The following is a 19,415-nucleotide window of genomic DNA, read 5'->3' as shown; positions in this document are numbered from 1 at the left end:
CTGCCGATCGGCCTTTACCCTTCCTCAAAAAAACATATCGTTCCGCCGACCCAGTCGAAATCCTTGTTGAAGCGGACGCCGATCATTTCGCCCCGGCTTAGCCGCGCCAGGTTGGTCAGGAGCGTTGGGCGCGGGTCTTTGTCGTGCCAGATATACAGCATCCGGATTTCGCACTTGACCAGACCATCGGGCGACTGAATAACCGGCACATAGTGTACCTTCCGTTGCAGCAGATAATTCTCCTTATCCGGGATCGCATCGAGGGCGGCTTTCGAGACCGAGAGCTTTACGCCACTGCCCGCGAAGGAAAAAAGGGGTTTCAGGACGTAATTTTCGAGGTCGTCGGGGTACGTCTCCAGCGTGTTCAGGTAATGACTTTCCGGCACATACGGACTCTTCAGCAACGGGAGCGTGTGTTTGCTAATCCGGAAAAACCAGTTGGGGTGGCCGATCCATTCCACCTCCACGTCATCCGTCAGCGAAAAGGCGGTTTTTAAGTCCGGCAAATTCTCCAGTTCGTCGAAAATCAGCCGGTTATAGATCCGCTTGATGTGATACCGCTGCCCTGCTTTCTCGTAAAACAGCGTACGGCCTTCCTTCTGAATTTTCGTCAGGCAAACGGCCTCGATGCCCAGCATCTTCTCCGTAATGGCAAAGTCGATGCGGGTTTTTTGCTTTTCGGGATAAATCTCCAGCAGGATCACCTGCTCGGGCGGCTCCAGTCCGACAATCAGCCGGTGTAAATGCTGGCGGTAGGTTTCGTCCGAATCCACATCGAATAAATGACTGAAGCCCTCGGGGATCGGAAAGTGCTTGCGGAAATTGGCCGACAGGTAGGACTGGAATCCATAGAGGGAAGGAAAGCCCTGTAACTCAATCAGCTGGGGCGACAGTTCGTCCTTTTCGTCTTGACAGATCGCAAAATCAATGGCCAGAAAGGACGTATGCTCATTTTCGTTCGGAACGCGCTGGCCGGGCGGGATAGCGGCTTCGGAAAGCCGCTTGAAATCTTCGCGCGTCAGGGTATCAATGATCGAATCGCAGGCTTCCAGCAGGCGGTTTTTCAAGGCTTTCGGCACAAAAACCGGCGTTTCGGCCACCCGGAAATCCAGCTGCCCGGGGTAGTCGCGGTGAATCTGATCCAGAAATGCCTGGTATCGTTCCGGGCTAAAAGCCTGGTTGTAAGCCTGACGAATGGAATGAATCATAGGCGGTTGGTAACGAGCCAGTCTGCGAAAAACCGGCCGGTTAGGGTTAATAGTTTACCAAACTGCTCTGGTGCAGAAATTCGGGAATCACCACCGATTCGGTCAGCGTGATTTTTTGCGGGTCCTGCAACGAGGCTACCATTTCGGAGTATTTGGCCTCGCCGTAATTGTCGAGAATCTGCTGTTTCTTTTCCTCCTTCATGAAATACCGCAGCATACCTTCACCATCGGCTTCGGGATGAAACTGGGTTCCGAACACCTCGTCCGTAAATCGCACGGCCATCATGGCCCGCTCGAGGGGCACGTGCGGCCGTTCTTTTTCCAGGCATACTACTTTGGCATTCAATTCATTGATCCGTTCCCAGTTGGGTTCGGTGAGCTGATAATCCCGGGAATCGACCGCGTAAAACGGATCCGGCAGGTGCTGAAACAGGGGTTCCTGCCGGCCGTCCTCGGTTTTGTGCATTGGAAAAATGCCAAATGAGGTCGATTTCCGTTTGCTGATTGTGCCAATACCGAGGTGCCGCGAAACCAGCTGAAAGGAGTGACAAATCAGAAACAGGTATTTTTTCTGTTCGCTGGTTCGATTGTGCGCAAAAATCGCGTCGATCAGCTGAAAATAAGCCGCTTCCCAGGGCTCCTCGCTGGGCATCGGACTCCCGGGCCCCCCGCTCGAAATGTACATGTCAAACTCCAGGCCCGGCAGTTCGTTTTTACCCCGCACATTAAAAACCGCGTGGGTAAATTCTACCTGGTCCTGATTACTTGAATTGCGAATCAGTTGCAAAATACACCGCATTCCTTCGTTCGGAACATTGTTATTCATGTCCAGAACGGCCACTTTCATTGAATCCATTCGGTTAATTTCAAAGCTACAGTTCGGGTCAGCCGGGCTGCGAAGAACCTTTCAACGCCTGCGTATTCTTACGACAAGCCGGGCTGCCTATTTAATGTAACTACAACAATCCGTGAGAAGTTTCCTCCACAATGTAATCCACAACCCGCTTTAAGTCATTGGTTTGTCGAAAAACCGCCAGTTGCCGATCCGCACCGGTACCCATTTCCAGGATGGTTTTGACGTATTCGATTTCTTTCCGGCTACCGAGTTCGTCCACCACATCGTCAATAAAATCAAGCAATTCCTGGGCCAGGGTGTGGTACGGAACTTCCTGTTGTTTGCCAAAATCGATGAGCTTGCCCTCGATGCCGTAGCGGGCCGCCCGCCATTTGTTTTCGTTGATCAAAATCCGCCGGTAGGGTCGGAAATTCAGGTTCTGGCTGTGCAGCTTGTGAATTTTGGCTACCAGCGCCTGCATCACCGCGGCCAGGCAAATGGTTTCATCGACGCGCATCGGAACGTCACAAATCCGGAACTCAATGGTATTGAAAAACGGATGCAGCCGAATGTCCCACCAGATCTTCTTGCCGTTGTCGATGCAGTTGGTCTTGACGAGCAGGTTAATGTAATCGTCGTATTCGGCCGCCGACGAAAAGTAGTCGGGAATGCCGGTGCGCGGAAACTTGTCGAATACCTTGGAGCGGTACGACTTAAAACCGGTATTGCGGCCACACCAGAACGGCGAATTGGTCGAAAGCGCGTAAATATGGGGCAGGAAATACCGCACCGCATTCATGATTTGCAGGCCGTCGTTCCGGTTTTCGATGCCCACGTGGACATGAAGCCCAAAGATCAGGTTCGAGCGGGCCACGTCGCGCATCTCGTCGATCAGCTTGTCGTAGCGTTCGTTGTCGGTTATGAGCTGATCCTGCCAGTCGGAAATCGGGTGGGTTCCGGCAGCCGCAATTTTCAGATTCTGTTTGTCGGCCAGATCCAGCACCATCTTTCGCAGGTAGGTCACCTCCTCGCGGGCTTCGTGAATGTTGGTACAGATGTTGGTACCCACTTCCACAACCGCCTGGTGCATCTCGGCTTTCACCCGTTCCTGCAGTGTAATCTGGCCGCCCTCCACAATTTTCGACATGTGCGACCGCAATTCCCGGGTCACGGGGTCGATCGTCTGAAACTCTTCTTCGATTCCTAACGTGAATACTGGCATGAAACAGAGGAACTTTAAGGCTCGAATTACTTGCTTTTTTTGTCTTTTTTGGCGCTTTTCTTGTCATCCTCCGCCTTTTTCTTGGGCTTGTCGGCCGCTTTGGCTGCGGTTTTCTTCGCCTTTTTCGTTTCGACGGGTGCTTCAACGCGTTCGTCCGGCGTCGTTTCCGGAACAAAAAGCCGGCCGCGCGACGAGCTTTGGATGTAGGAACCCCAGGTCAGGTTGTCGCCACCCGGTTTTTGGGCTTTGGCGCGGGCGATGGCCATGTTGGCGGCCGCTTCGACAACCCATTCAAAATTGTCCTGGCCGACCGAATAAATATCGGCATCGGGAGCCGGGTTGCAGAAGTCGATGGCGTAGGGAATCCCGTCGCGGACGGCAAATTCCACGGTATTGAAATCGTAGCCCAGTGCCCGGTTGAGGGCAATGACGTAATTTTTTACCGTCGTCATCAGTTTTTGGTAAGCCTCACCGGTGGTTTTGGGTTCGGCGGCATAGCGCAGGTGGTGCGGATTGCGCGGCTCGTACGGCATGATCCGGACATCGGTGCCCCCGATGCAGTAGCAGCGGAAATAATCGTCGAAAACGATTTCTTCCTGCAACATCATCACCAGCTGGCCGGTTTCGCCAAATTTCTCCCACAGATCATCCGGGTTATACACTTTGTAAACGCTTTTCCAGCCGCCACCCGAATGCGGTTTCATGTAGGCCGGAAAACCGATGTACTGGAAAATATACTCCCAGTCCATCATTTTCAGGTTGCGAAAGGAGTTTTCGTTGGTATCGTCCGGCCGTTCTTTGGACGGTAGCAGGACGGTTTTCGGAACCGGAACATTCAGCTGGGTAGCCAGGCAGTTGTTGAAAAACTTCTCGTCGGCGCTCCACCAGAACGGGTTGTTGATGACGGCCGTACCGGTCAGCGCGGCATTTTTCAGGTAGGCGCGGTAGAACGGCACATCCTGGGAAATCCGGTCAATAATGACGGCGTATTCGGTGGGTTCGCCCTGCACCACCTTGTCGATCGTGACAAACTCGGCCATGATGCCGGTTTCTTTTTTGCTGTTGACCCGGTCGACAAAAGCCTGGGGAAATGAATTTTCCTGTCCGAAAAGAATGCCAATTTTCTTCATATAAGTCACAAAAGATTACCGCCAGTAGGGTCGTTTGATGGATGAAATTACTCGATTATTTAAACTCAAATTGGTTGAAATGATGGGCCATATGGGCCACATAGTCAATAATTAACCACGATAAGGGCACTGTTTCGGCAGCGTCCGGCGGCAAAACCGGCATTTGTAAAACCGCCTTTGGGATATTCTCGGTAACATAAACGATCTGCCGGTTTAACACCTGCCAGTAACTTACCAAGTGATCGATGGGTAACTCCTGATACCGGTTGTACACGACGGATTGATTCTGGCTGTAGCGCTGCACCAGGTAGGGCGACGGCATAAACTGGGCGTCCGTAAACCGCTTGAGGTTATTCAGGCCCGAATCGATCAGGTGCCCCAGAATTTCCTTGCGCGACCAGCCACCCGGGTTTCGGGCGGTCAATTCTTCTTCCGAAAACAACCGCAACCGCTCCGGCAATTCGTCAAGATACGCCCGAAGCTGTTGAATGGATGCCTCGTAGGGCTGATGCAAATCCTCGTAGCCGTATTTCAAAGCGGTTCGTTGGTTAGGGGTTTACGGTATACGGTTTTCAGTATTCGGTATACGGTTTTCACGAGTTGGTATCTGGTTTACGGTATTCCGGTTAGGGTTTATCCTGAAGGTTTGAGCCTATCATACGACCTTCAGTGAAAACCGCATACTGAAAACCGAAAACCGTATACCGTCACACCATGGAAAGGTAATGCGGAAACATCTCGCGCCAGACGGGCCAGTCGTGGGAACCCCAGGGCCGCACGTCGAGCCAGTGGTGGATGCCCTTTTGGTTGAGAATCTCCGACATCCGGTAGTTGTCCGGTTTGCAGAAATCGTGTTCCGACGTGCCCAGGACGATTTTCATCTGGTAAAAATGGTCGTTATGCGCGTTCGGCAGGTAATCCGGCGGGTTGTTGAAATACACGTTGTCGTCGTAATACCCGTCCAGAAAAGACCGGATATCAAATTTGGCGCCCATCGACCAGAGGTACGCAACGCGTTCCGGGTGACGAAAGGCGAAGTTGAGAGCCTGAAAACCGCCAAAACTACAGCCACCGACCGCAATCTTATCGACGCTGCACTCCCGCTGAATCGAAGGAACAAGTTCTTCGTTGATCATCCGGTCGTACCAGTTGTGATTCTGAACCCGGACCGACGGATGAAGGTGTTTGGCATACCAGCTATCGCGGTCGATGCTATCGATGCAGTAGATCTTGATTTTCCGGTTTTCGATGAACCAGCGCACCGATTCGATCAGCTGGAAGTCTTTCGCTTCGTAATACCGCCCCATCGTGGTCGGAAACAGCAAAACCGGGTATCCCCAATCCCCAAACACAAGCATTTCGATGTCGCGGCCCAGGTGGTGCGAATACCATTTTCTGTACTCTTCGTGCAAAATTATGTTTGTTTTTTTGTTGATGATTCGGCAGGAAAGATAACCATATTTACGAATTTACCAGAAAACTGTGCGTAATTTTGGGCCCGCCATTCAGTAAAATTCTGGCATTATTTTTTCTCTATTAACCGCTGAGTGTTTTGTAACGATTAAGTCCTGCGTATTTTGAGTGTAACTTCTTCCTCCCATGCCGGTGTTTTGCGCCGGACCGATACGGGCCTGTTCTCGGTTTACCTGAACCGCACGGTTCGGCTGGAACTACTTTTTCCGAGCGAGTATGCCGTTTCCAGCGAGCGGTTTCCGGTTTTATACCTCAACGATGGCCAGGATCTGGAAAAACTCCGGATGTCGGCTGTTTTGGATGCAGTTTTTGCCCGGGAGGCTGTTCCGCCGTTTGTGCTGGTTGCCATCCACGCGGGGGATCGGATTCAGGAATACGGCGTGGCGGCCCAGGCCGATTACCTGCATCGCGGAGCCAAAGCCGGCGCCTACGCCGATTTTGTAATTCACGAATTGCTGCCCTATGTGCACAAACACTATAAAGTTGCGAACGATCCGTCGCAGGCGGTTTTTGCCGGTTTTTCGCTCGGTGGTCTGTCGGCGTTCGATCTGGTCTGGAACCATCCGGCGCATTTCCGGAAAGCGGGTGTTTTCTCCGGGTCGTTCTGGTGGCGGCAACGGGGGTTGAACGACGGCTATTCCGATGCCGACCGGATCATGCACGCCCAGGTTCGCAAAACCGAGGCTCCCGGGCGGACCCAATTCTGGCTGCAAACCGGAACGCTGGACGAAACTGACGACCGCGACCACGATGGCGTTATTGATGCCATCGACGATACGCTCGACCTGATTGCCGAACTGGAGCGCAAAGGATTTCGCTGGGGAAAAGACGTCCGGTACGTGGAAGTGGCCGGCGGGCGACACGATCAGGAAACCTGGAGCCAGGTGATGCCGCAGTTTTTACACTGGGCGTTTCGTCAATAAAACGCCCGCCGTTTAGTCCGGGACCCTGATGCGATTAAAAGACTTACTTCGGATTCTGCTGATTAACAGCCTGTTTGCCAATGGTGTCAATTTGCTTTTTCTGACAGACTGGACCCAGCGAATCTGGCAAACCTGGCAGTACGGCATTGGGTTGGGACTCGTTGTGTATGGCCTCCAGGCCGTGATGCTCTATTTCCTTTGCAAACCGTATCAAAAAAATCTTCCGTTTCGCAAAGGCCTTTCGCTCCCATCGTTCGCCATGGGGTTTTCGGTGGCGGTGGCCATTTGGGTGGTTGCCCAGGCGGCTGCGGTTATCCTGAACGGGGCTCCCGTCGTGTATCCCACCTCCGAAAAACTGCTGCGTTTTCTGGCGGTTTTTGGCCTCAATACGATCATTGGTGCTTTTCTGGAAGAACTGGTTTTTCGCTTTCTGCCGGTTGAGTACGGAAGACAGGCCGGTTTACGGAAGGTTCAGCTGGGGGTACTGGATCTGGGCACGACCGGTTTGTTTGCGATCACGCACCTCTCGGCGTATCTGTTTCGGCTCCAGGTTCAGTGGGATCATCTTTTGGGCTCCTTGCTGAATCCCTTTGTTACGGGTCTGGTGATGGTGTTGATGTACCGGGCGACCCGAAATCTGTATTTCATCGCTTTTTTGCACGCTTTTACCAATAACGATCTGTACCTTGTAGAAACGCCGTATTCATTCTTGACATGTCTTACGGTGGTTGCGCTCTGGTTCGCCGTCCGATACATGAAAAACCGTACTACTCGTCGTCTCACCACATGACCCGTTACCGAAGATGAACTTCATTCTAATCCTTTCCGGCCTGGCCCTGGCGCTCTCGGGCCGGTTTGCAGCCCCCGAAAAACCGTCGGCCGACCGAAAACTGGTTTGGGCCGACGAATTTGACAAAACCGGTTTGCCCGATCCCGCCAAATGGAAATACGATGTGGGCGGACACGGTTTTGGGAATAACGAGCTGCAGTATTACCTCGGACCCCGTCGGGAAAATGCCCGCGTGGAAAATGGGTTGCTGATCATCGAAGCCCGGAAAGAAAAACACGAAAACCGGGACTATACCTCGGCCAAACTCATTACCAAAGGGTTGGGGGAATGGAAATATGGCCGGATCGACGTGCGGGCGAAGTTGCCGAAAGGGCGCGGAACCTGGCCGGCAATCTGGATGCTGAGTGCAAAAACACCCCTGAAATGGCCGCTCGACGGCGAAATCGACATCATGGAGCATGTCGGTTTTAACGAAGACCAGATTCACGGGACCATTCATACCCAGGCGTATAACCATACGAAGCATACCGAAAAAACCGGGATCAGAAAAGTGCCGGGTGCGACGCAGGGTTTTCACGTCTATTCCATCGACTGGAACGCCGAAAAGATTGATTTCCTGATCGATAACGAAACATATTTTACCATTACGAAGCAGGAAACCGGCAGCCGCTACGAACAGTGGCCGCTCGACCAGCCCTTTTACCTGATCCTGAACGTGGCCGTGGGCGGGAACTGGGGCGGTCAGAAAGGCATCGATGACGCCATCTGGCCGCAGCGCCTGGAGGTGGATTACGTCCGGGTTTTTGAATAAATCCGGTTCTGGCCCGCTTTCCGGCGCAGGAGCCACCAACCCAGAAAACCGCCCAGCAAGAGTGCTAAACCACCCGCCCAAAGGGGCGTGTTCGAACGGAAAGCCGGGAGCGGATCCGGATTGCCCACCAGAATCAGGCCCGCCCAGCGGTACGGAAGCTGGGCGGTGCGGGAAGCGGAATGCAGCCCGTCCAGCTTCGCTTTTTGAAGCGCGATGTCTTTCGGCAGGCCGGTACTCAGGTGGTGATAGAAACGCCCGGTTAATTGGTACGTCGCCTGATCTTCCACGCTCCAGAGCGTCGTCAGGACGCTGGGAATGCCGAGGGACGCAAAGCCCCGCGCCAGGCTTAAAATGCCTTCTCCCTGCTGATTGACCCCGATCCCCGTTTTACAGGCCGATAGCACAATCATTTGCGTTTGATACGACAACTCGTCGTTTAGCTCCGACAAGTGCAGGGTGGAATCCGCAAAATAGAGGAGCGGTTCGCGGCCCAGGCTATCGGCGTCGGCATGGGTGAACAACTGAACAATCTGATAGTCATACGCCTTAGATTGGAAAGCCTGCCGGGTAGCGGCCTGTTCCGTTAACAGCGTCGGTTGGGAAAATAGGTTTCCAATGTCCGACAAAACCTGATCGGAACCCGGTAAGACGGCCTGCCGGAGCCGGGGGTTGAATCGGACCGGTGCCATTCCCAGAAAATCGGACGTGCCCGCGGCTGAAGGGGCCTTTTCTTTTAGTAAAACCGTGGCCGAATAGCCGTAACTAAAGGCGTGGTAATGAATCAGGAAATCCGGTTTTGTAGCCGACCGACTCAGCGTTTCAACGGGAATAAAATGCAAATCCGGGGAAACGATCACGCTTTCCGTGGAAAGGTTAAGCGGCTGAATGAGTTGCCGATACAGCGCATGACTCAGGGTAAGAAAACGTCCAAACTGCCGGTTTTGCTGATGACTGGCACAGAGGGGCAGAAAGGCCTGCACGGTTTCGCGGTAGGGTTCGACCGCCCGTTGCAGCAGGTGGGAGCGGGTTCCGTCGGCCGAAAAAATGTACAGCGCCCGGTCGCCGACAAAAAATGAAACCAGCGAAGCCCTCCGCCGGTTGAGCCATTGGTGCAACGTGGCCAGCGACGGAATGGAAGTATCGTACTTGTACCGAAAATACGAAGGGTTTTCCTGTTCGGTTTTCGTCAGAAAAGCATCCAGTTTTTCCTGCTCCATCAGCAACCGGGTGTTGGTCGAATCGTAGGCACGACTGCCCGGTTTGTGATCGGCCAGCATAAGTTGCAGGCTCTGGATGGCCTGCCGAATGACCTGCTCCTGCCGGGCTTTCCGGGGAGGAAGCTGCTGGCGGGCACCCAGTTCGTTGAGTTTGTCACTGAGCAAAACCGCCCGGCTTTTTTCAAAAAAGTGAAAGCCCGCATCGTGGTCTTTCAATAAATAGGCGGTTTCGATGGCGTGTTCATACAGGCTATGGGTTTTTTCCCGCCAGTAGAGCTTGGATTGCAGGCCCGTTTGCTCAAACCGCATAATATCGACGGTCTGGTCGGCCAGCTGGTAGGCGTTCAGGGCCTCCTGAAGCGGTTTCTGATTCTGTTTTGCCAGACTTTTGGCATAATCGAGCCAGGTGTCCGCCAGGTTTTGAACCACACTCAGGAGATACTCTTTGTACGGGGTTTGCCGGATCGTCCGGGTGAGCGAAGCCGGTTTTTGCCCGGCATCGATTCGAAGGCTGTCGAGCGCCCGCCGAAAATAGCGCAGGGCCGTTGGGAAGTCCTGTTTTTGCCAGAAGATTTCGCCAATATTGCTGATGATTCGGATTTGACCGTACCGGTCATCCGTCTTGATGGCCAGGGCTTTCTGGTACTGTCCCAGCGCCCGGTCGGCCTGATGCAGGAAATTGTCGTACAAAAAACCGATGTTGGAGATCACTTCTGCCTGCCCCGGCGGATTCCCGATCTGGGTATGCACCAGGTAGGCCCGGTCGTAGGTGTTGCGTGCTTCCGAAAACCGGTGTAAACGCAGCAGCACACTCGCCCGGGAGGAATACGCATTGGCCAGCTCAATCGACGGTTCCGGCGTCTTTCCAAACAAACGAATGAGTTGATTGACCAGGGATAGCGCCCGTTCGTAGTCGCCAAGTTCTTTCAAACTGTTCGCTTTCTCCGTCAGGTTGGCGGCCAGCAGGTTGGTGTGATTGATCCGTTCGGCAAAGGCGATTCCCAGGTCGGCCTGACGAATCGCTTTCTGGTAGTCGGATTCCTTGAAAAACAGATTGGCCAGATGCCAGTAGGCCATCGCCACCTGCTCGTAGCGTTCCGGAAACTGGCTGCCGAAGTCGACAAACTGCTGAAAGACCTGCCGAGCCCGTCGTTCGTCCTGGAGGTCCAGGTATATTTTTGCCAGATTGAAATAACTTTTCGCCAGGAAGGAGGGACTGCTGGCCGGTTGTTGCCGGGCGTTGATGGCAATGGCTTTTTCCGTGTAGTGCAACGCCCTGGAAAAGTCTTTTTGAAAATAGGACAGAGCGCCCAGGCGGTGCCAGATTTTGGCGTAGGACGAATCCCGGTTTTGGCCGCAGCGGTCGCAGAGCCGCAGGAGCTGCCAGAAACCGGTTGCCTGCTGCTCGTTCGGGAGCCGCATTAAGCTATCGTACCGAAACGGAATAACCGCTGCCGGAGGGCATTGGGCCGACACGAAAACCGTCGGCCCAATGACGCTTATCAACAGCGCCATCCATACCGTTATTCGCCCGCCCGCCGATCGGGTGCGCAGGTGAGCCAGGGAGCCGGTTTGAGGTGGGATTCCCATGCGTTAGGGTTCAACGCGTTTGATGTAACGGCCCGCATTAATTTGACTGGTCAGGGTCGGGTGACTTCGCAGCGTTGGAAGTTGGGGCGTTCCGGCCGGTATTGTGGCCGACTGGTTTTCCAGCCTCGCAAACAACACGTCCCGTTTCCCCGTAGTCCAGGTCTCGCCCAGCCGGGCTGCCAGCCTGCCGGTGACGACCGGCGCGGCAAATGAACTGCCGGACGCCATCGCTCCCTGGTTCGGGGCCGTGATATTCAGGACGCTACAGTAGGGGTTCGGGCGGTTTCGGTTATTGTACACCCCGACGTTGACGAATGGGTCGGAATAATTCTGGTCGGCGCATACCGAATAGGCCAGGAAGTCATCGCTGGTGTGTTTGCTAGCCAGGGCCTTGGTGGTTGGATGGATCGTGGTAGCGGTAATGACATGTTGGTAGGCACCGCTGTAGCGGGCCGGCCAGAACGGGTTGGTTTCCAAATTGCGGTAATAGGAGGATGGGACCAGGCCGAACGGGGACCTTTCGAGATCCCCGTTCGCATTGCCAGCCGCTACAACCAATACCCTGTTTGTTGCACTCAGTTCCTTAATAAAATAACCCAGCAGCAGGCTTTCCTTCGGACTGTAAAAGCCCCAACTGGCGTTGATGAGTTGGGCTCCCTTCTGCCGGGCGTACGATAACGCACAAAGGTTGTTGAACAAGGTGCCTTTTCCGTTCAGACTGTAGGTTTTGAGGTACATAAACCGAACGTTTTTGGAAGCCCATTCATTGGTTCTCAATTGCTCATGAATCAACGAGGTGACCAGCGTGCCGTGCCCGTTGCTGTCGTAGGGCAGGTTGGTATTGGTTACAAAATCCCAGCCGGTCATGTCGCCCACCAGACCGTTTTGGTCCCGATCGGAAGTGGTTGATTCGCCGGGATTTACCCAGAATTGGCCGTTTGCGGCCGGATACAAACCGGGTTGGAAACCGGTATCGGTGATGGCGATAATAAACGGTTTTGTGGTCGAATCGGTGGGGAGGATAAACGGTCGGAGCGGGACTTTGACGATGGCATCCTTGGGCTGGTGATAAAAAGGCAGGGAGAGTATATAATTTAATGAACCCTCTCCGACGAGTTCCGGCCATTTCAATTCGTTCGCGGTGGGGTTGTAGGTAATATCGGCAAACGGCGGATTTCCGCTCACGCCCCCGCTGGGCCGGGTACTGGAGGCCATTTCTCGTCCGTTGATCAGCAAATCGTCGAGTTGGTGGCCTTCCAGCAACACGAGCGAGCTATCGCAGGGGCACCAGCGGCTAATGCGCAACGTGTCTTTTCCGGCATTTTTAAGCGATTCATTGGCCGCCTGCACCATGGCGTGTTGCATCGCGATCGGCATGGGTTGCGAACCGGTGGCCGTCAGTTGCGGCCGGAACAGGATGATGTTCTGATCCGGAAGATGTGGGGCCTGCGGATGGCTTCTGAGGAGAGGAATGAGCCAGTCGCAGGATTGGAGTCCTAAAGCCAGCAGGCCGAGCAGAAAAACGGTCGTAACGATACGCATAATGGATGGCGTTAATGAGGTATATCGATTTGTTTTACCAATTGCTCTGCCGCGTACTTCCCTTCCAAATTGTCCTGAATAACAGTGCGTAACAACTTTTTAGCCCGGATTTTATCCATCGGTTGTCCCCGCTTCAAATAGCTGAGAGCTTCCAGGAAAAAACCGGGGTTGCCGTAGAGGGCAGTCTGCCGGCCGAGCCGGTGAAAATGCGTAATGGCTTGGTCGTATTTCTTTGCGTGCAGGGCAACAACCCCGGCATATTCCAGAAGTTGGAGCTGGGTCGGTTCCCGCTGAAGAAGTGTTTCAAAAACCGCCCCGGCCTCGGCCCAGCGTCCCTGGTTATAAGCGTCTATGCCGATTGTCAGGCTATCGGCGGGGCCTCCCATCTGGACGGGGAGCCGGTCGTAGTGTTCCGTCAGATAAAGGTCCGCGAGTTCGCTTCCCGACGGATGGCCAGGCCAGAACCGGAAAGCCAGACTGATGCCCAGCACAAGCAGGCAGACCGCTGCCGCGCGGAACACCCAGACGCGCCAACTTTGCCCCGTCGGTAACGGCTGAATCCGGCTTTGCGCTTCCCGGTGAGCCGCTTCCCGCACCAGCAGGTAGAACGCCACCGTTTCGGCAAACCGGCGATTGTTTTGAAGTTCGATTTCAAAACGCACGCGATCACGGGCCGAAAGTAAGCCGCTAAAATAGTTGTCGATGAATTTCAGCTCCTGCATAACCATTCCCTTTCCTACGAAATGAGGGATGCTCCGAATCAATGGAGCCATCCGTTTTTCTCTTAGTCGTCGGATTGGGGACGGGCACCAACATCAGTCTGAAAATTGTGAGTGAACGGGGGCAACTCCTTTGTTTCCGCCGGGCGTTTTTTTTCGACTAACCACCGACCACCCCAGGCAATGGCAAAATGGATGTTCGTATTCTGGTTTATGAAAAGGAGGCCCGGTTTCGGCAGGCGCTCACGACTCAGCTGGCGTCAACGGCCGGGTATGCGGTTTTGGGAGCCTATGAGTCTACCAAGGAACTGGAGGCCCAGGTACAAGGGCTTCAGCCCCATCTGGTTCTACTGGATATCGAATTGCTGACCGAACGGGCGGCAGCCCGACCCCGTCCATTTTTATGGAAGGACCTGCCGCTCGAACGATTCATAGTGCTAAGCGACGATCTGGATGAACGGGTGATAGACGCTATCGGCGCGGGTATGTCCGGGTATCTACTGAAGAAAATGCCACCCCCGCGGATTCTGGGGGCGATTCGGGAAATTTATGGCGGAGCGGATGAGTGGTGAGAAACGGTCGGTTACCAAAGACGGTTAGAAAGCCTCGATGAGTTTTTCCGCTTCGGCCTTGCCCTGGAGGTTCTGAGCAACGACGGTTTTGAGCAACGTCTTGGCCTGCTCCCGGTCGCCGGTCTGATTTCGTTTCAAGCGCGCGAGGGCTTCCAGGAAAAGACCGGGATTTGCATACAGGTCGGTGCGTTTGCCCAGTTCTTGAAACCGTTCGATCGCCCGGTCGTAATTCCCCGTCCGAAGCGCCGAGAGGCCGGCGTATTCCTGGATGCGATCGTTATGCGGTTGGGCCATCAGAAGTTCGTCAAAAACCGCCCCCGCTTCGGCAAATTTCCCCTGATTGTAATAGCCAATTCCGGTTTGCAGACGATCCCCCGGCCCCCCCATTGTACTGGATAACTGCCGGTAATGGGCCTGAACATACTGATCGGCCAGTTCCACCGGCGATGCGGTTTTTTGCTGAAACAGCCAATAGCCCCCTAAGCCCAGCAGCAAGACCACCGAGGCCGCCATGGCCAGGGCAAAGCCGGTCGGGAAAGCACGAACCGGCACCGCTGATTGTCGCAAGGCGTCAAATTCCGCCTTGCGCCGGTCGTGGGCCGCCCGTTTGGCCGCTTCCCGGGTCGACAAATAAAACGCAACCGATTCGGCCAGGCGGTTGTCGGCTTCCAGTGACGTTTCGAACCGCATCCGTTCCGCCGGCGATAGACGGCCGGAAAAATAATCGTCGATGAATTCCAGTTCGTTCATTTGTAAAGATTCTTCAAGCGTTCCATGCACCGTAACCGGCTGGTTTTGGCGACAGCCGCCGAATTATACTGCATTTGCCGGGCGATTTCCTCATCCGAATAGCCTTCGCCCATCGCCAGCAGTATATCGCGGCATTTGTCACCCAGCGTGTTGAGCAGACTGCGCAATCGAACAATTTCACTTTCATCGGTCAGCTGTTGAATAATCGACCGGGCCGAATCCGGTAATTGTAATAACAAATCATCGAGCGAAAGGGCTTGGTGCACCTGCCCCCGCTGGCTTGATTTTTTCCGGATCAGGTCAATACACTTGTTCGAAAAAATCTGATAAATATACGTGGACAGCCCGGACTTCCCTTCAAACCGTCCACCCCGGATATTCTCGATGACCGAAATGACTGTGTCAGAATAGGCACTGGCGCAATCGTCTTCATCCAGCCGGTGCTTTCGCTGCCCATCGGCAATCAGATACTGGTACTTCAGATACAGTTCATCCTCGGCTTTCCGGCGTTGCAAACCGTCGGCCTTTAGTCCGGCAATGAGGTCGGAATCGGCAGGGGAACGAGAAAAAAAACGCATTGGGGCAGAGTTACGCTTCCATCAAATATGCCGAAAAATCATTGGTTTTCAATTTTTTAGAAACAATCTGTTACCAATATTTTCGATTCATGCGACTAAAAGTTCATACTAAACTTTCTGTCACACCATGAAAACTTGCATTCGTATTTCGGCACTTTGCCTGCTTTGGGCATCATCCGTTCAGGCACAAACCACTGCGTATTTGGACCGTACAAAAACCAGTAGCCAGCCTTACTGGCAGATGAACACGGATTACAAAACGAACGGTACGACGATTCGGTATTATAATGCCGACCAGCACCTGATGCATCAGGAAGTTTTACCCAATCGCCTGGTAAAACTGACCAGAGGCAACGTCCGCCGGTTGAACGAAACCCTGCTTAGAATTGCTCAGAATCAACCAAAAGGGTCGTCCGTACAATCGGTAACGCTGCCACCCAATGCCGAAAACGCCCGAATGGTTCGCGCCCGAAACCGGAATCTGAGGAACGAACGGTTAGCCTCCCAGGTTGATGTGTTTGCTCGTATTGTTCCCTCTGCCAACGAGAACGGAGCGGGGGTGAAGGTGTACTTCTACAATCCGCACGAAGAAAATTTGCGGATTGACATTCTGAATCAGCAGGGCCGCGTGGTTTGTACCCAGTATGAATCACGCTTTCAGGGGGGCTACCGCTTCAACATGGCGATGATGCCGGAAGGGGATTACCGGGTTCAGATCGTTAAAATCCGGCAACAGACCCCCTGCGCCAGTAGCCTGTTCACCCTGAGCCGGAAACCATCCCAAACGCTGATCACCAGCAAATCGGAGGCTACGCCGGATTCCAGTGCGCTGGTTGCGAAATGAGACGGATTATCCACACCATCGTGCTTCATACAATAGGTGAAGTTGTTGAGCTTCCGGGAGGTCTTCTTGGCCTCCCGGAACTTTTTGTGGGCATTAAAGCCCCTGCAGGAAGGCCATGGTATCAATCCCATCGGCGTAGTCGGTCAAACCGGGGCGCTGGGTATGGCCGAAACGAACACTGTTCGGATAAAAACCGTCTTTGGACGCAAGGCACTGAATCGTTTCAGAAAGGGCCCCGATTTTACGTTCCAACTCGTTCAGGTCGGTGTAGTATTGGAGATAAAGCACGGAAATCGGGGAAACCAGCCCTTCGTTTTCGGTCAGCAATAAAAAACCGTTGTCGTAGTGCGGCACGCCGTTGACGAGGTAAATCGATTTGTTGTAGTCGTAGTTGTTGTTGTACTTGTGGTGACTGGTAAATTCAAACGCCCGGGGTTCAAGCGTGTGCAGCAACGGAACCACGTCATAATACGCCGGAACAAAAACGGTGGACACGTTCCGGCACCCCAGCCCGAAGTAATCCAGGACATCATTGCCCAGGGCCTGAAGCTCGCCTGCGGTTTCGCGACCGGTCAGAATGGCAGCCGACGAGCGGTTTCGGCGGATGATGTTTGGTTTTTTCGAAAAGTAGTACTCAAAATACCGGGCGGAGTTTGAACTGCCGGTGGCAATAAAGGCATCGGCCTGGTTCAGGCGCTCACTAATTTGAATGAAATCCGAAAAACCGGGGTTAAATTCAATGATTTTTTGTATTAAATATTTAATTAATACAAAATCTGGGGTGCTGAGCTTGGCCAGTAAGCGGTGACCGCTGATCAGGACACATAATAAATCGTGAAAACCGACGGCCGGAATATTGCCCGCCATAACAACGCCCACATTTTTAGCCGCTTTGCCGGTGACGTTATAACCTTTTATCCATGCCGATAACTTTTCTTCATCAAGGTACTCATGGGCAATGGCCGCCAGGGATTTTGCGACGTTTTCGGGCGTAAACCAAGGGTTGGAGGAATAGGCTTTCTGGGCAATTTCCTCCAATTCTGCTGCGTTTTCGGGGTTTTTGAGATAATTTCCCAGTTCGACAAAAGCCGCAGCTCGTTCCGTTATAGACATAAAAATAAGGAAGACATTTATTACTATTGAACCGGCAAAAATAAATTATAGTTTGCTGTCAACCTTTAAATAATTATATTTGTTGTTCAATTAGCGTTTAAAACTAACAAGCAACTGTTTCGTGGGTGGACGATGCTCACGAACCATTAAAATTCTACCTGCAAATGGCAATCATAATCACAGACGAGTGCATCAATTGCGGTGCCTGCGAACCAGAATGCCCGAACACGGCCATTTATGAAGGCGGTGTGGAATGGACCTGGGGGGGAGGAACCGAGTTGGATGTTGTCGATTTTGGTGATGGTACGGTAGTCAACGGTAAAGATCCGCAAACCCCGGTATCCGACGAGTTTTATTACATTGTTTCTGATAAATGTACGGAATGCGTTGGTTTTCATGAAGAACCGCAATGTGCCGCCGTTTGTCCGGTCGACTGTTGTGTGCCTGATCCGGATGTCGTGGAAGATGAAGAAACACTGCTGGCTAAAAAAGCCTGGCTCCACGCTGAGGCTGTCTAATTGACGTTCCAACATACATCAAAAAAAATCCCGGACCGACCGTCCGGGATTTTTTTTGCCCTGTGAAAATTCAGTCACCCATGAAAATGGTATTATTCCAGTAAATAATTGACAATAGTTAGAAGGCTGGACTTGTATAATATTTTAAAAAAAATCAATATAGCAGAATTTGATTGTGATAGTCAAAAAGTGTAAAAACATGAAAAATTGGTTTTGTTTATAGGTAAATGCTGAGACAAAGGCACAATTTTGGTGTAAACTGCATTAAATTTTGTCAAATACTTGCAAATATTATATACACTACTCATATTTGTGTCGAAGTTATATTCTTTCCTTATTCCTCGAGCAAACCAAAGAAAATTATGAAGAAAACATTTTTACTTGTATGTTGTTCGTTTTCGTTTTTATTGTCTAAAGCACAGGATAGTACTGAGACAATACCAGAAAACAAAGGCAAATTCAGTTTCTCCGGGTATATCGACACATACTATAGCGGTAACTTCAACAATCCCCTGTCAAGAAAGAATTTAGGAGCCGCCGGCACGGCCCGCGTATTCGACCAGCGTTCGGGTCAGATTTCGTTAGGGCTTGTCCAAACGAAAATTGGATACAGTACGGATAAGGTTGATGCCGTTTTCGATCTGACGTTTGGTCCCAATGCCGATCTTGGTAACTACGCCAACGCCATTGGTCCGCTGGGAACCGCGTCTTCGGCTTTAGCCATCAAACAAGCATACATCAACTGGCGAACCTCGGATAAATTCTCCATCATGGCGGGGCAGTTTGGTACCCACATCGGTTATGAAGTTATCGATGCGCCGGTTAACTATAACTACTCCCTCTCGAATCTCTTCAACAACGGGCCGTTCTACCATACGGGGGTTAAAGGAACCTACGCATTCAGTGACAAGGCTTCGTTGATGCTCGGGATTGTCAACAACGTCGATGGCTGGCAGGATAATAACAAAGCAAAAGGGATTATCGGGCAACTCTTCTTCGCTCCGGCTTCCGGCTGGAACGTCTACCTGAATGGGATTGTGAGCAACGAAGCGAATCCGGATTCGACCGGAAAAGCCGTGAAGGGGATGTATTCCGTGTTCGATCTGGCGACAACCTACCAGATTACCGAGAAGTTTTTCATGGGTCTGAACGCGGCCATCGGTTCGCAGAAAGAAGATTTCCAGGGCTATGCCCCGGTGAAAGCCGGAACTTCGAAATGGAGTGGTGTGGCGCTGTATACGAACTATGCGTTCACCGGCAAGTTTGGTCTGGGTGCCCGCTATGAGTATTTCGAAAACAAAGATGGCGCCCGCGCCCTGCGCAACTTCAATCAGATTGGCACGAGTGTAAACTCAATTACCGTTACGGCTAATATTACAGCGGCTGATGGCAATCTGCTGATCAAACCGGAATTCCGGCTCGATAGCTACGCGAAACCGGGCGGTGCCAATACGGCTGAACAACAGCAGTTTGAAGATAGCGATGGCAAGTTCACCAAATCATCGCAGGCCACGCTTGGACTCGCCCTTATTTACAAATTTTAATACGCAACCCCACACTGGTCGTCTGTGACCTTTCTC

General features: G+C 52.6%; 19 protein-coding genes. 7 read left to right on the top strand and 12 right to left on the bottom strand.

All coding sequences use genetic code 11. The features are described from left to right. Positions 1–14: 14 nt before the first annotated feature. From ACFPMF_RS03625 to ACFPMF_RS03600, 6 genes are all read right to left on the bottom strand, one after another. A complete protein-coding gene (locus ACFPMF_RS03625) occupies positions 15–1,208 on the bottom strand; it encodes a hypothetical protein (RefSeq protein ID WP_379841204.1) in 1,194 nt (397 codons plus the stop codon). 46 nt (positions 1,209–1,254) lie between these two features. After that, positions 1,255–2,064, bottom strand: a complete 810-nt coding sequence (locus tag ACFPMF_RS03620) for a type 1 glutamine amidotransferase (RefSeq protein ID WP_379841202.1) — start codon at positions 2,062–2,064, stop codon at positions 1,255–1,257. A gap of 100 nt (positions 2,065–2,164) precedes the next feature. Next, on the bottom strand, positions 2,165–3,265 hold the full coding sequence (locus ACFPMF_RS03615) for a carboxylate-amine ligase (RefSeq protein ID WP_379841200.1): 1,101 nt from the start codon (positions 3,263–3,265) through the stop codon (positions 2,165–2,167). A gap of 26 nt (positions 3,266–3,291) precedes the next feature. Continuing rightward, positions 3,292–4,395: an ATP-grasp domain-containing protein gene (locus tag ACFPMF_RS03610; protein ID WP_379841198.1), complete on the bottom strand. Its 1,104-nt coding sequence runs from the start codon at positions 4,393–4,395 to the stop codon at positions 3,292–3,294. A gap of 55 nt (positions 4,396–4,450) precedes the next feature. Continuing rightward, positions 4,451–4,930 carry a DinB family protein gene (locus ACFPMF_RS03605; RefSeq protein WP_379841196.1) on the bottom strand — a complete coding sequence of 160 codons (480 nt, stop codon included), beginning with the start codon at positions 4,928–4,930 and terminating at the stop codon, positions 4,451–4,453. Positions 4,931–5,102: 172 nt separating this feature from the next. Further along, the gene (locus ACFPMF_RS03600; protein WP_379841194.1) at positions 5,103–5,807 is read right to left on the bottom strand and encodes an esterase family protein; all 705 of its coding nucleotides are present in this window, start codon (positions 5,805–5,807) and stop codon (positions 5,103–5,105) included. A 165-nt stretch (positions 5,808–5,972) separates the two neighbouring features. Here ACFPMF_RS03600 and ACFPMF_RS03595 point away from each other — a divergent pair, with 165 nt between their 5' ends. Genes ACFPMF_RS03595 through ACFPMF_RS03585 form a run of 3 tightly spaced genes read left to right on the top strand, consistent with a single transcriptional unit; the run spans position 5,973 to position 8,392 of the window. After that, the gene (locus ACFPMF_RS03595; RefSeq protein WP_379841192.1) at positions 5,973–6,791 is read left to right on the top strand and encodes an alpha/beta hydrolase; all 819 of its coding nucleotides are present in this window, start codon (positions 5,973–5,975) and stop codon (positions 6,789–6,791) included. Between the two features lie 28 nt (positions 6,792–6,819). Continuing rightward, entirely contained in the window at positions 6,820–7,581 is a 762-nt protein-coding gene (locus ACFPMF_RS03590; protein WP_379841190.1) for a CPBP family glutamic-type intramembrane protease, read from the top strand. A gap of 13 nt (positions 7,582–7,594) precedes the next feature. Continuing rightward, a complete protein-coding gene (locus ACFPMF_RS03585) occupies positions 7,595–8,392 on the top strand; it encodes a glycoside hydrolase family 16 protein (protein WP_379841188.1) in 798 nt (265 codons plus the stop codon). Here ACFPMF_RS03585 and ACFPMF_RS03580 read toward each other — a convergent pair. Genes ACFPMF_RS03580 through ACFPMF_RS03570 form a run of 3 tightly spaced genes read right to left on the bottom strand, consistent with a single transcriptional unit; the run spans position 8,371 to position 13,463 of the window. After that, positions 8,371–11,199, bottom strand: a complete 2,829-nt coding sequence (locus tag ACFPMF_RS03580; RefSeq protein ID WP_379841186.1) for a CHAT domain-containing protein — start codon at positions 11,197–11,199, stop codon at positions 8,371–8,373. The genes ACFPMF_RS03585 and ACFPMF_RS03580 overlap by 22 nt on opposite strands. Positions 11,200–11,202: 3 nt before the next feature. Continuing rightward, positions 11,203–12,741, bottom strand: coding sequence for a S8 family serine peptidase (locus tag ACFPMF_RS03575; RefSeq protein ID WP_379841184.1), 1,539 nt, complete (start codon positions 12,739–12,741; stop codon positions 11,203–11,205). A gap of 11 nt (positions 12,742–12,752) precedes the next feature. Next, on the bottom strand, positions 12,753–13,463 hold the full coding sequence (locus tag ACFPMF_RS03570; RefSeq protein WP_379841182.1) for a tetratricopeptide repeat protein: 711 nt from the start codon (positions 13,461–13,463) through the stop codon (positions 12,753–12,755). Positions 13,464–13,651: 188 nt separating this feature from the next. Between ACFPMF_RS03570 and ACFPMF_RS03565 the strand changes: the two genes are divergently transcribed. Continuing rightward, positions 13,652–14,032, top strand: a complete 381-nt coding sequence (locus ACFPMF_RS03565) for a response regulator (protein WP_379841180.1) — start codon at positions 13,652–13,654, stop codon at positions 14,030–14,032. Between the two features lie 24 nt (positions 14,033–14,056). Here ACFPMF_RS03565 and ACFPMF_RS03560 read toward each other — a convergent pair whose 3' ends face one another. Together ACFPMF_RS03560 and ACFPMF_RS03555 are read right to left on the bottom strand one after the other, a co-directional pair. Next, positions 14,057–14,782: a hypothetical protein gene (locus tag ACFPMF_RS03560; RefSeq protein WP_379841178.1), complete on the bottom strand. Its 726-nt coding sequence runs from the start codon at positions 14,780–14,782 to the stop codon at positions 14,057–14,059. Continuing rightward, positions 14,779–15,360, bottom strand: coding sequence for an RNA polymerase sigma factor (locus ACFPMF_RS03555; protein ID WP_379841176.1), 582 nt, complete (start codon positions 15,358–15,360; stop codon positions 14,779–14,781). The genes ACFPMF_RS03560 and ACFPMF_RS03555 overlap by 4 nt, the downstream gene beginning before the upstream one ends. Positions 15,361–15,562: 202 nt before the next feature. On the opposite strand from ACFPMF_RS03555, the gene ACFPMF_RS03550 reads away from it, so the two are divergent. After that, positions 15,563–16,204: a hypothetical protein gene (locus tag ACFPMF_RS03550; RefSeq protein ID WP_379841174.1), complete on the top strand. Its 642-nt coding sequence runs from the start codon at positions 15,563–15,565 to the stop codon at positions 16,202–16,204. A gap of 93 nt (positions 16,205–16,297) precedes the next feature. Here ACFPMF_RS03550 and ACFPMF_RS03545 read toward each other — a convergent pair whose 3' ends face one another. Further along, a complete protein-coding gene (locus ACFPMF_RS03545; RefSeq protein WP_379841172.1) occupies positions 16,298–17,317 on the bottom strand; it encodes an aldehyde dehydrogenase family protein in 1,020 nt (339 codons plus the stop codon). Between the two features lie 164 nt (positions 17,318–17,481). On the opposite strand from ACFPMF_RS03545, the gene ACFPMF_RS03540 reads away from it, so the two are divergent. Together ACFPMF_RS03540 and ACFPMF_RS03535 are read left to right on the top strand one after the other, a co-directional pair. Continuing rightward, positions 17,482–17,835 (top strand): 4Fe-4S dicluster domain-containing protein, encoded by a 354-nt coding sequence (locus ACFPMF_RS03540; protein WP_379841170.1) that lies wholly within the window; start codon positions 17,482–17,484, stop codon positions 17,833–17,835. Positions 17,836–18,197: 362 nt separating this feature from the next. Further along, positions 18,198–19,379: a porin gene (locus ACFPMF_RS03535; RefSeq protein ID WP_379841168.1), complete on the top strand. Its 1,182-nt coding sequence runs from the start codon at positions 18,198–18,200 to the stop codon at positions 19,377–19,379. Positions 19,380–19,415: the final 36 nt, after the last annotated feature.

The sequence above is a fragment of the Larkinella bovis genome, from assembly GCF_042655385.1.
In the GTDB taxonomy this organism is placed as follows: Bacteria; Bacteroidota; Bacteroidia; order Cytophagales; family Spirosomataceae; genus Larkinella; species Larkinella bovis.
This window is presented reverse-complemented; position numbering and strand designations above follow the sequence as displayed.

Excerpts from the sequence above, each read along its gene's own strand:
- ACFPMF_RS03625 (WP_379841204.1), bottom strand. The coding sequence starts at position 1,208 with ATGATTCATTCCATTCGTCAGGCTTACAACCAGGCTTTTAGCCCGGAA.
- ACFPMF_RS03620 (WP_379841202.1), bottom strand. The coding sequence starts at position 2,064 with ATGGATTCAATGAAAGTGGCCGTTCTGGACATGAATAACAATGTTCCG.
- ACFPMF_RS03615 (WP_379841200.1), bottom strand. The coding sequence starts at position 3,265 with ATGCCAGTATTCACGTTAGGAATCGAAGAAGAGTTTCAGACGATCGAC.
- ACFPMF_RS03610 (WP_379841198.1), bottom strand. The coding sequence starts at position 4,395 with ATGAAGAAAATTGGCATTCTTTTCGGACAGGAAAATTCATTTCCCCAG.
- ACFPMF_RS03590 (WP_379841190.1), top strand. The coding sequence starts at position 6,820 with ATGCGATTAAAAGACTTACTTCGGATTCTGCTGATTAACAGCCTGTTT.
- ACFPMF_RS03585 (WP_379841188.1), top strand. The coding sequence starts at position 7,595 with ATGAACTTCATTCTAATCCTTTCCGGCCTGGCCCTGGCGCTCTCGGGC.
- ACFPMF_RS03580 (WP_379841186.1), bottom strand. The coding sequence starts at position 11,199 with ATGGGAATCCCACCTCAAACCGGCTCCCTGGCTCACCTGCGCACCCGA.
- ACFPMF_RS03575 (WP_379841184.1), bottom strand. The coding sequence starts at position 12,741 with ATGCGTATCGTTACGACCGTTTTTCTGCTCGGCCTGCTGGCTTTAGGA.
- ACFPMF_RS03570 (WP_379841182.1), bottom strand. The coding sequence starts at position 13,463 with ATGCAGGAGCTGAAATTCATCGACAACTATTTTAGCGGCTTACTTTCG.
- ACFPMF_RS03565 (WP_379841180.1), top strand. The coding sequence starts at position 13,652 with ATGGATGTTCGTATTCTGGTTTATGAAAAGGAGGCCCGGTTTCGGCAG.
- ACFPMF_RS03560 (WP_379841178.1), bottom strand. The coding sequence starts at position 14,782 with ATGAACGAACTGGAATTCATCGACGATTATTTTTCCGGCCGTCTATCG.
- ACFPMF_RS03555 (WP_379841176.1), bottom strand. The coding sequence starts at position 15,360 with ATGCGTTTTTTTTCTCGTTCCCCTGCCGATTCCGACCTCATTGCCGGA.
- ACFPMF_RS03545 (WP_379841172.1), bottom strand. The coding sequence starts at position 17,317 with ATGTCTATAACGGAACGAGCTGCGGCTTTTGTCGAACTGGGAAATTAT.
- ACFPMF_RS03540 (WP_379841170.1), top strand. The coding sequence starts at position 17,482 with ATGGCAATCATAATCACAGACGAGTGCATCAATTGCGGTGCCTGCGAA.
- ACFPMF_RS03535 (WP_379841168.1), top strand. The coding sequence starts at position 18,198 with ATGAAGAAAACATTTTTACTTGTATGTTGTTCGTTTTCGTTTTTATTG.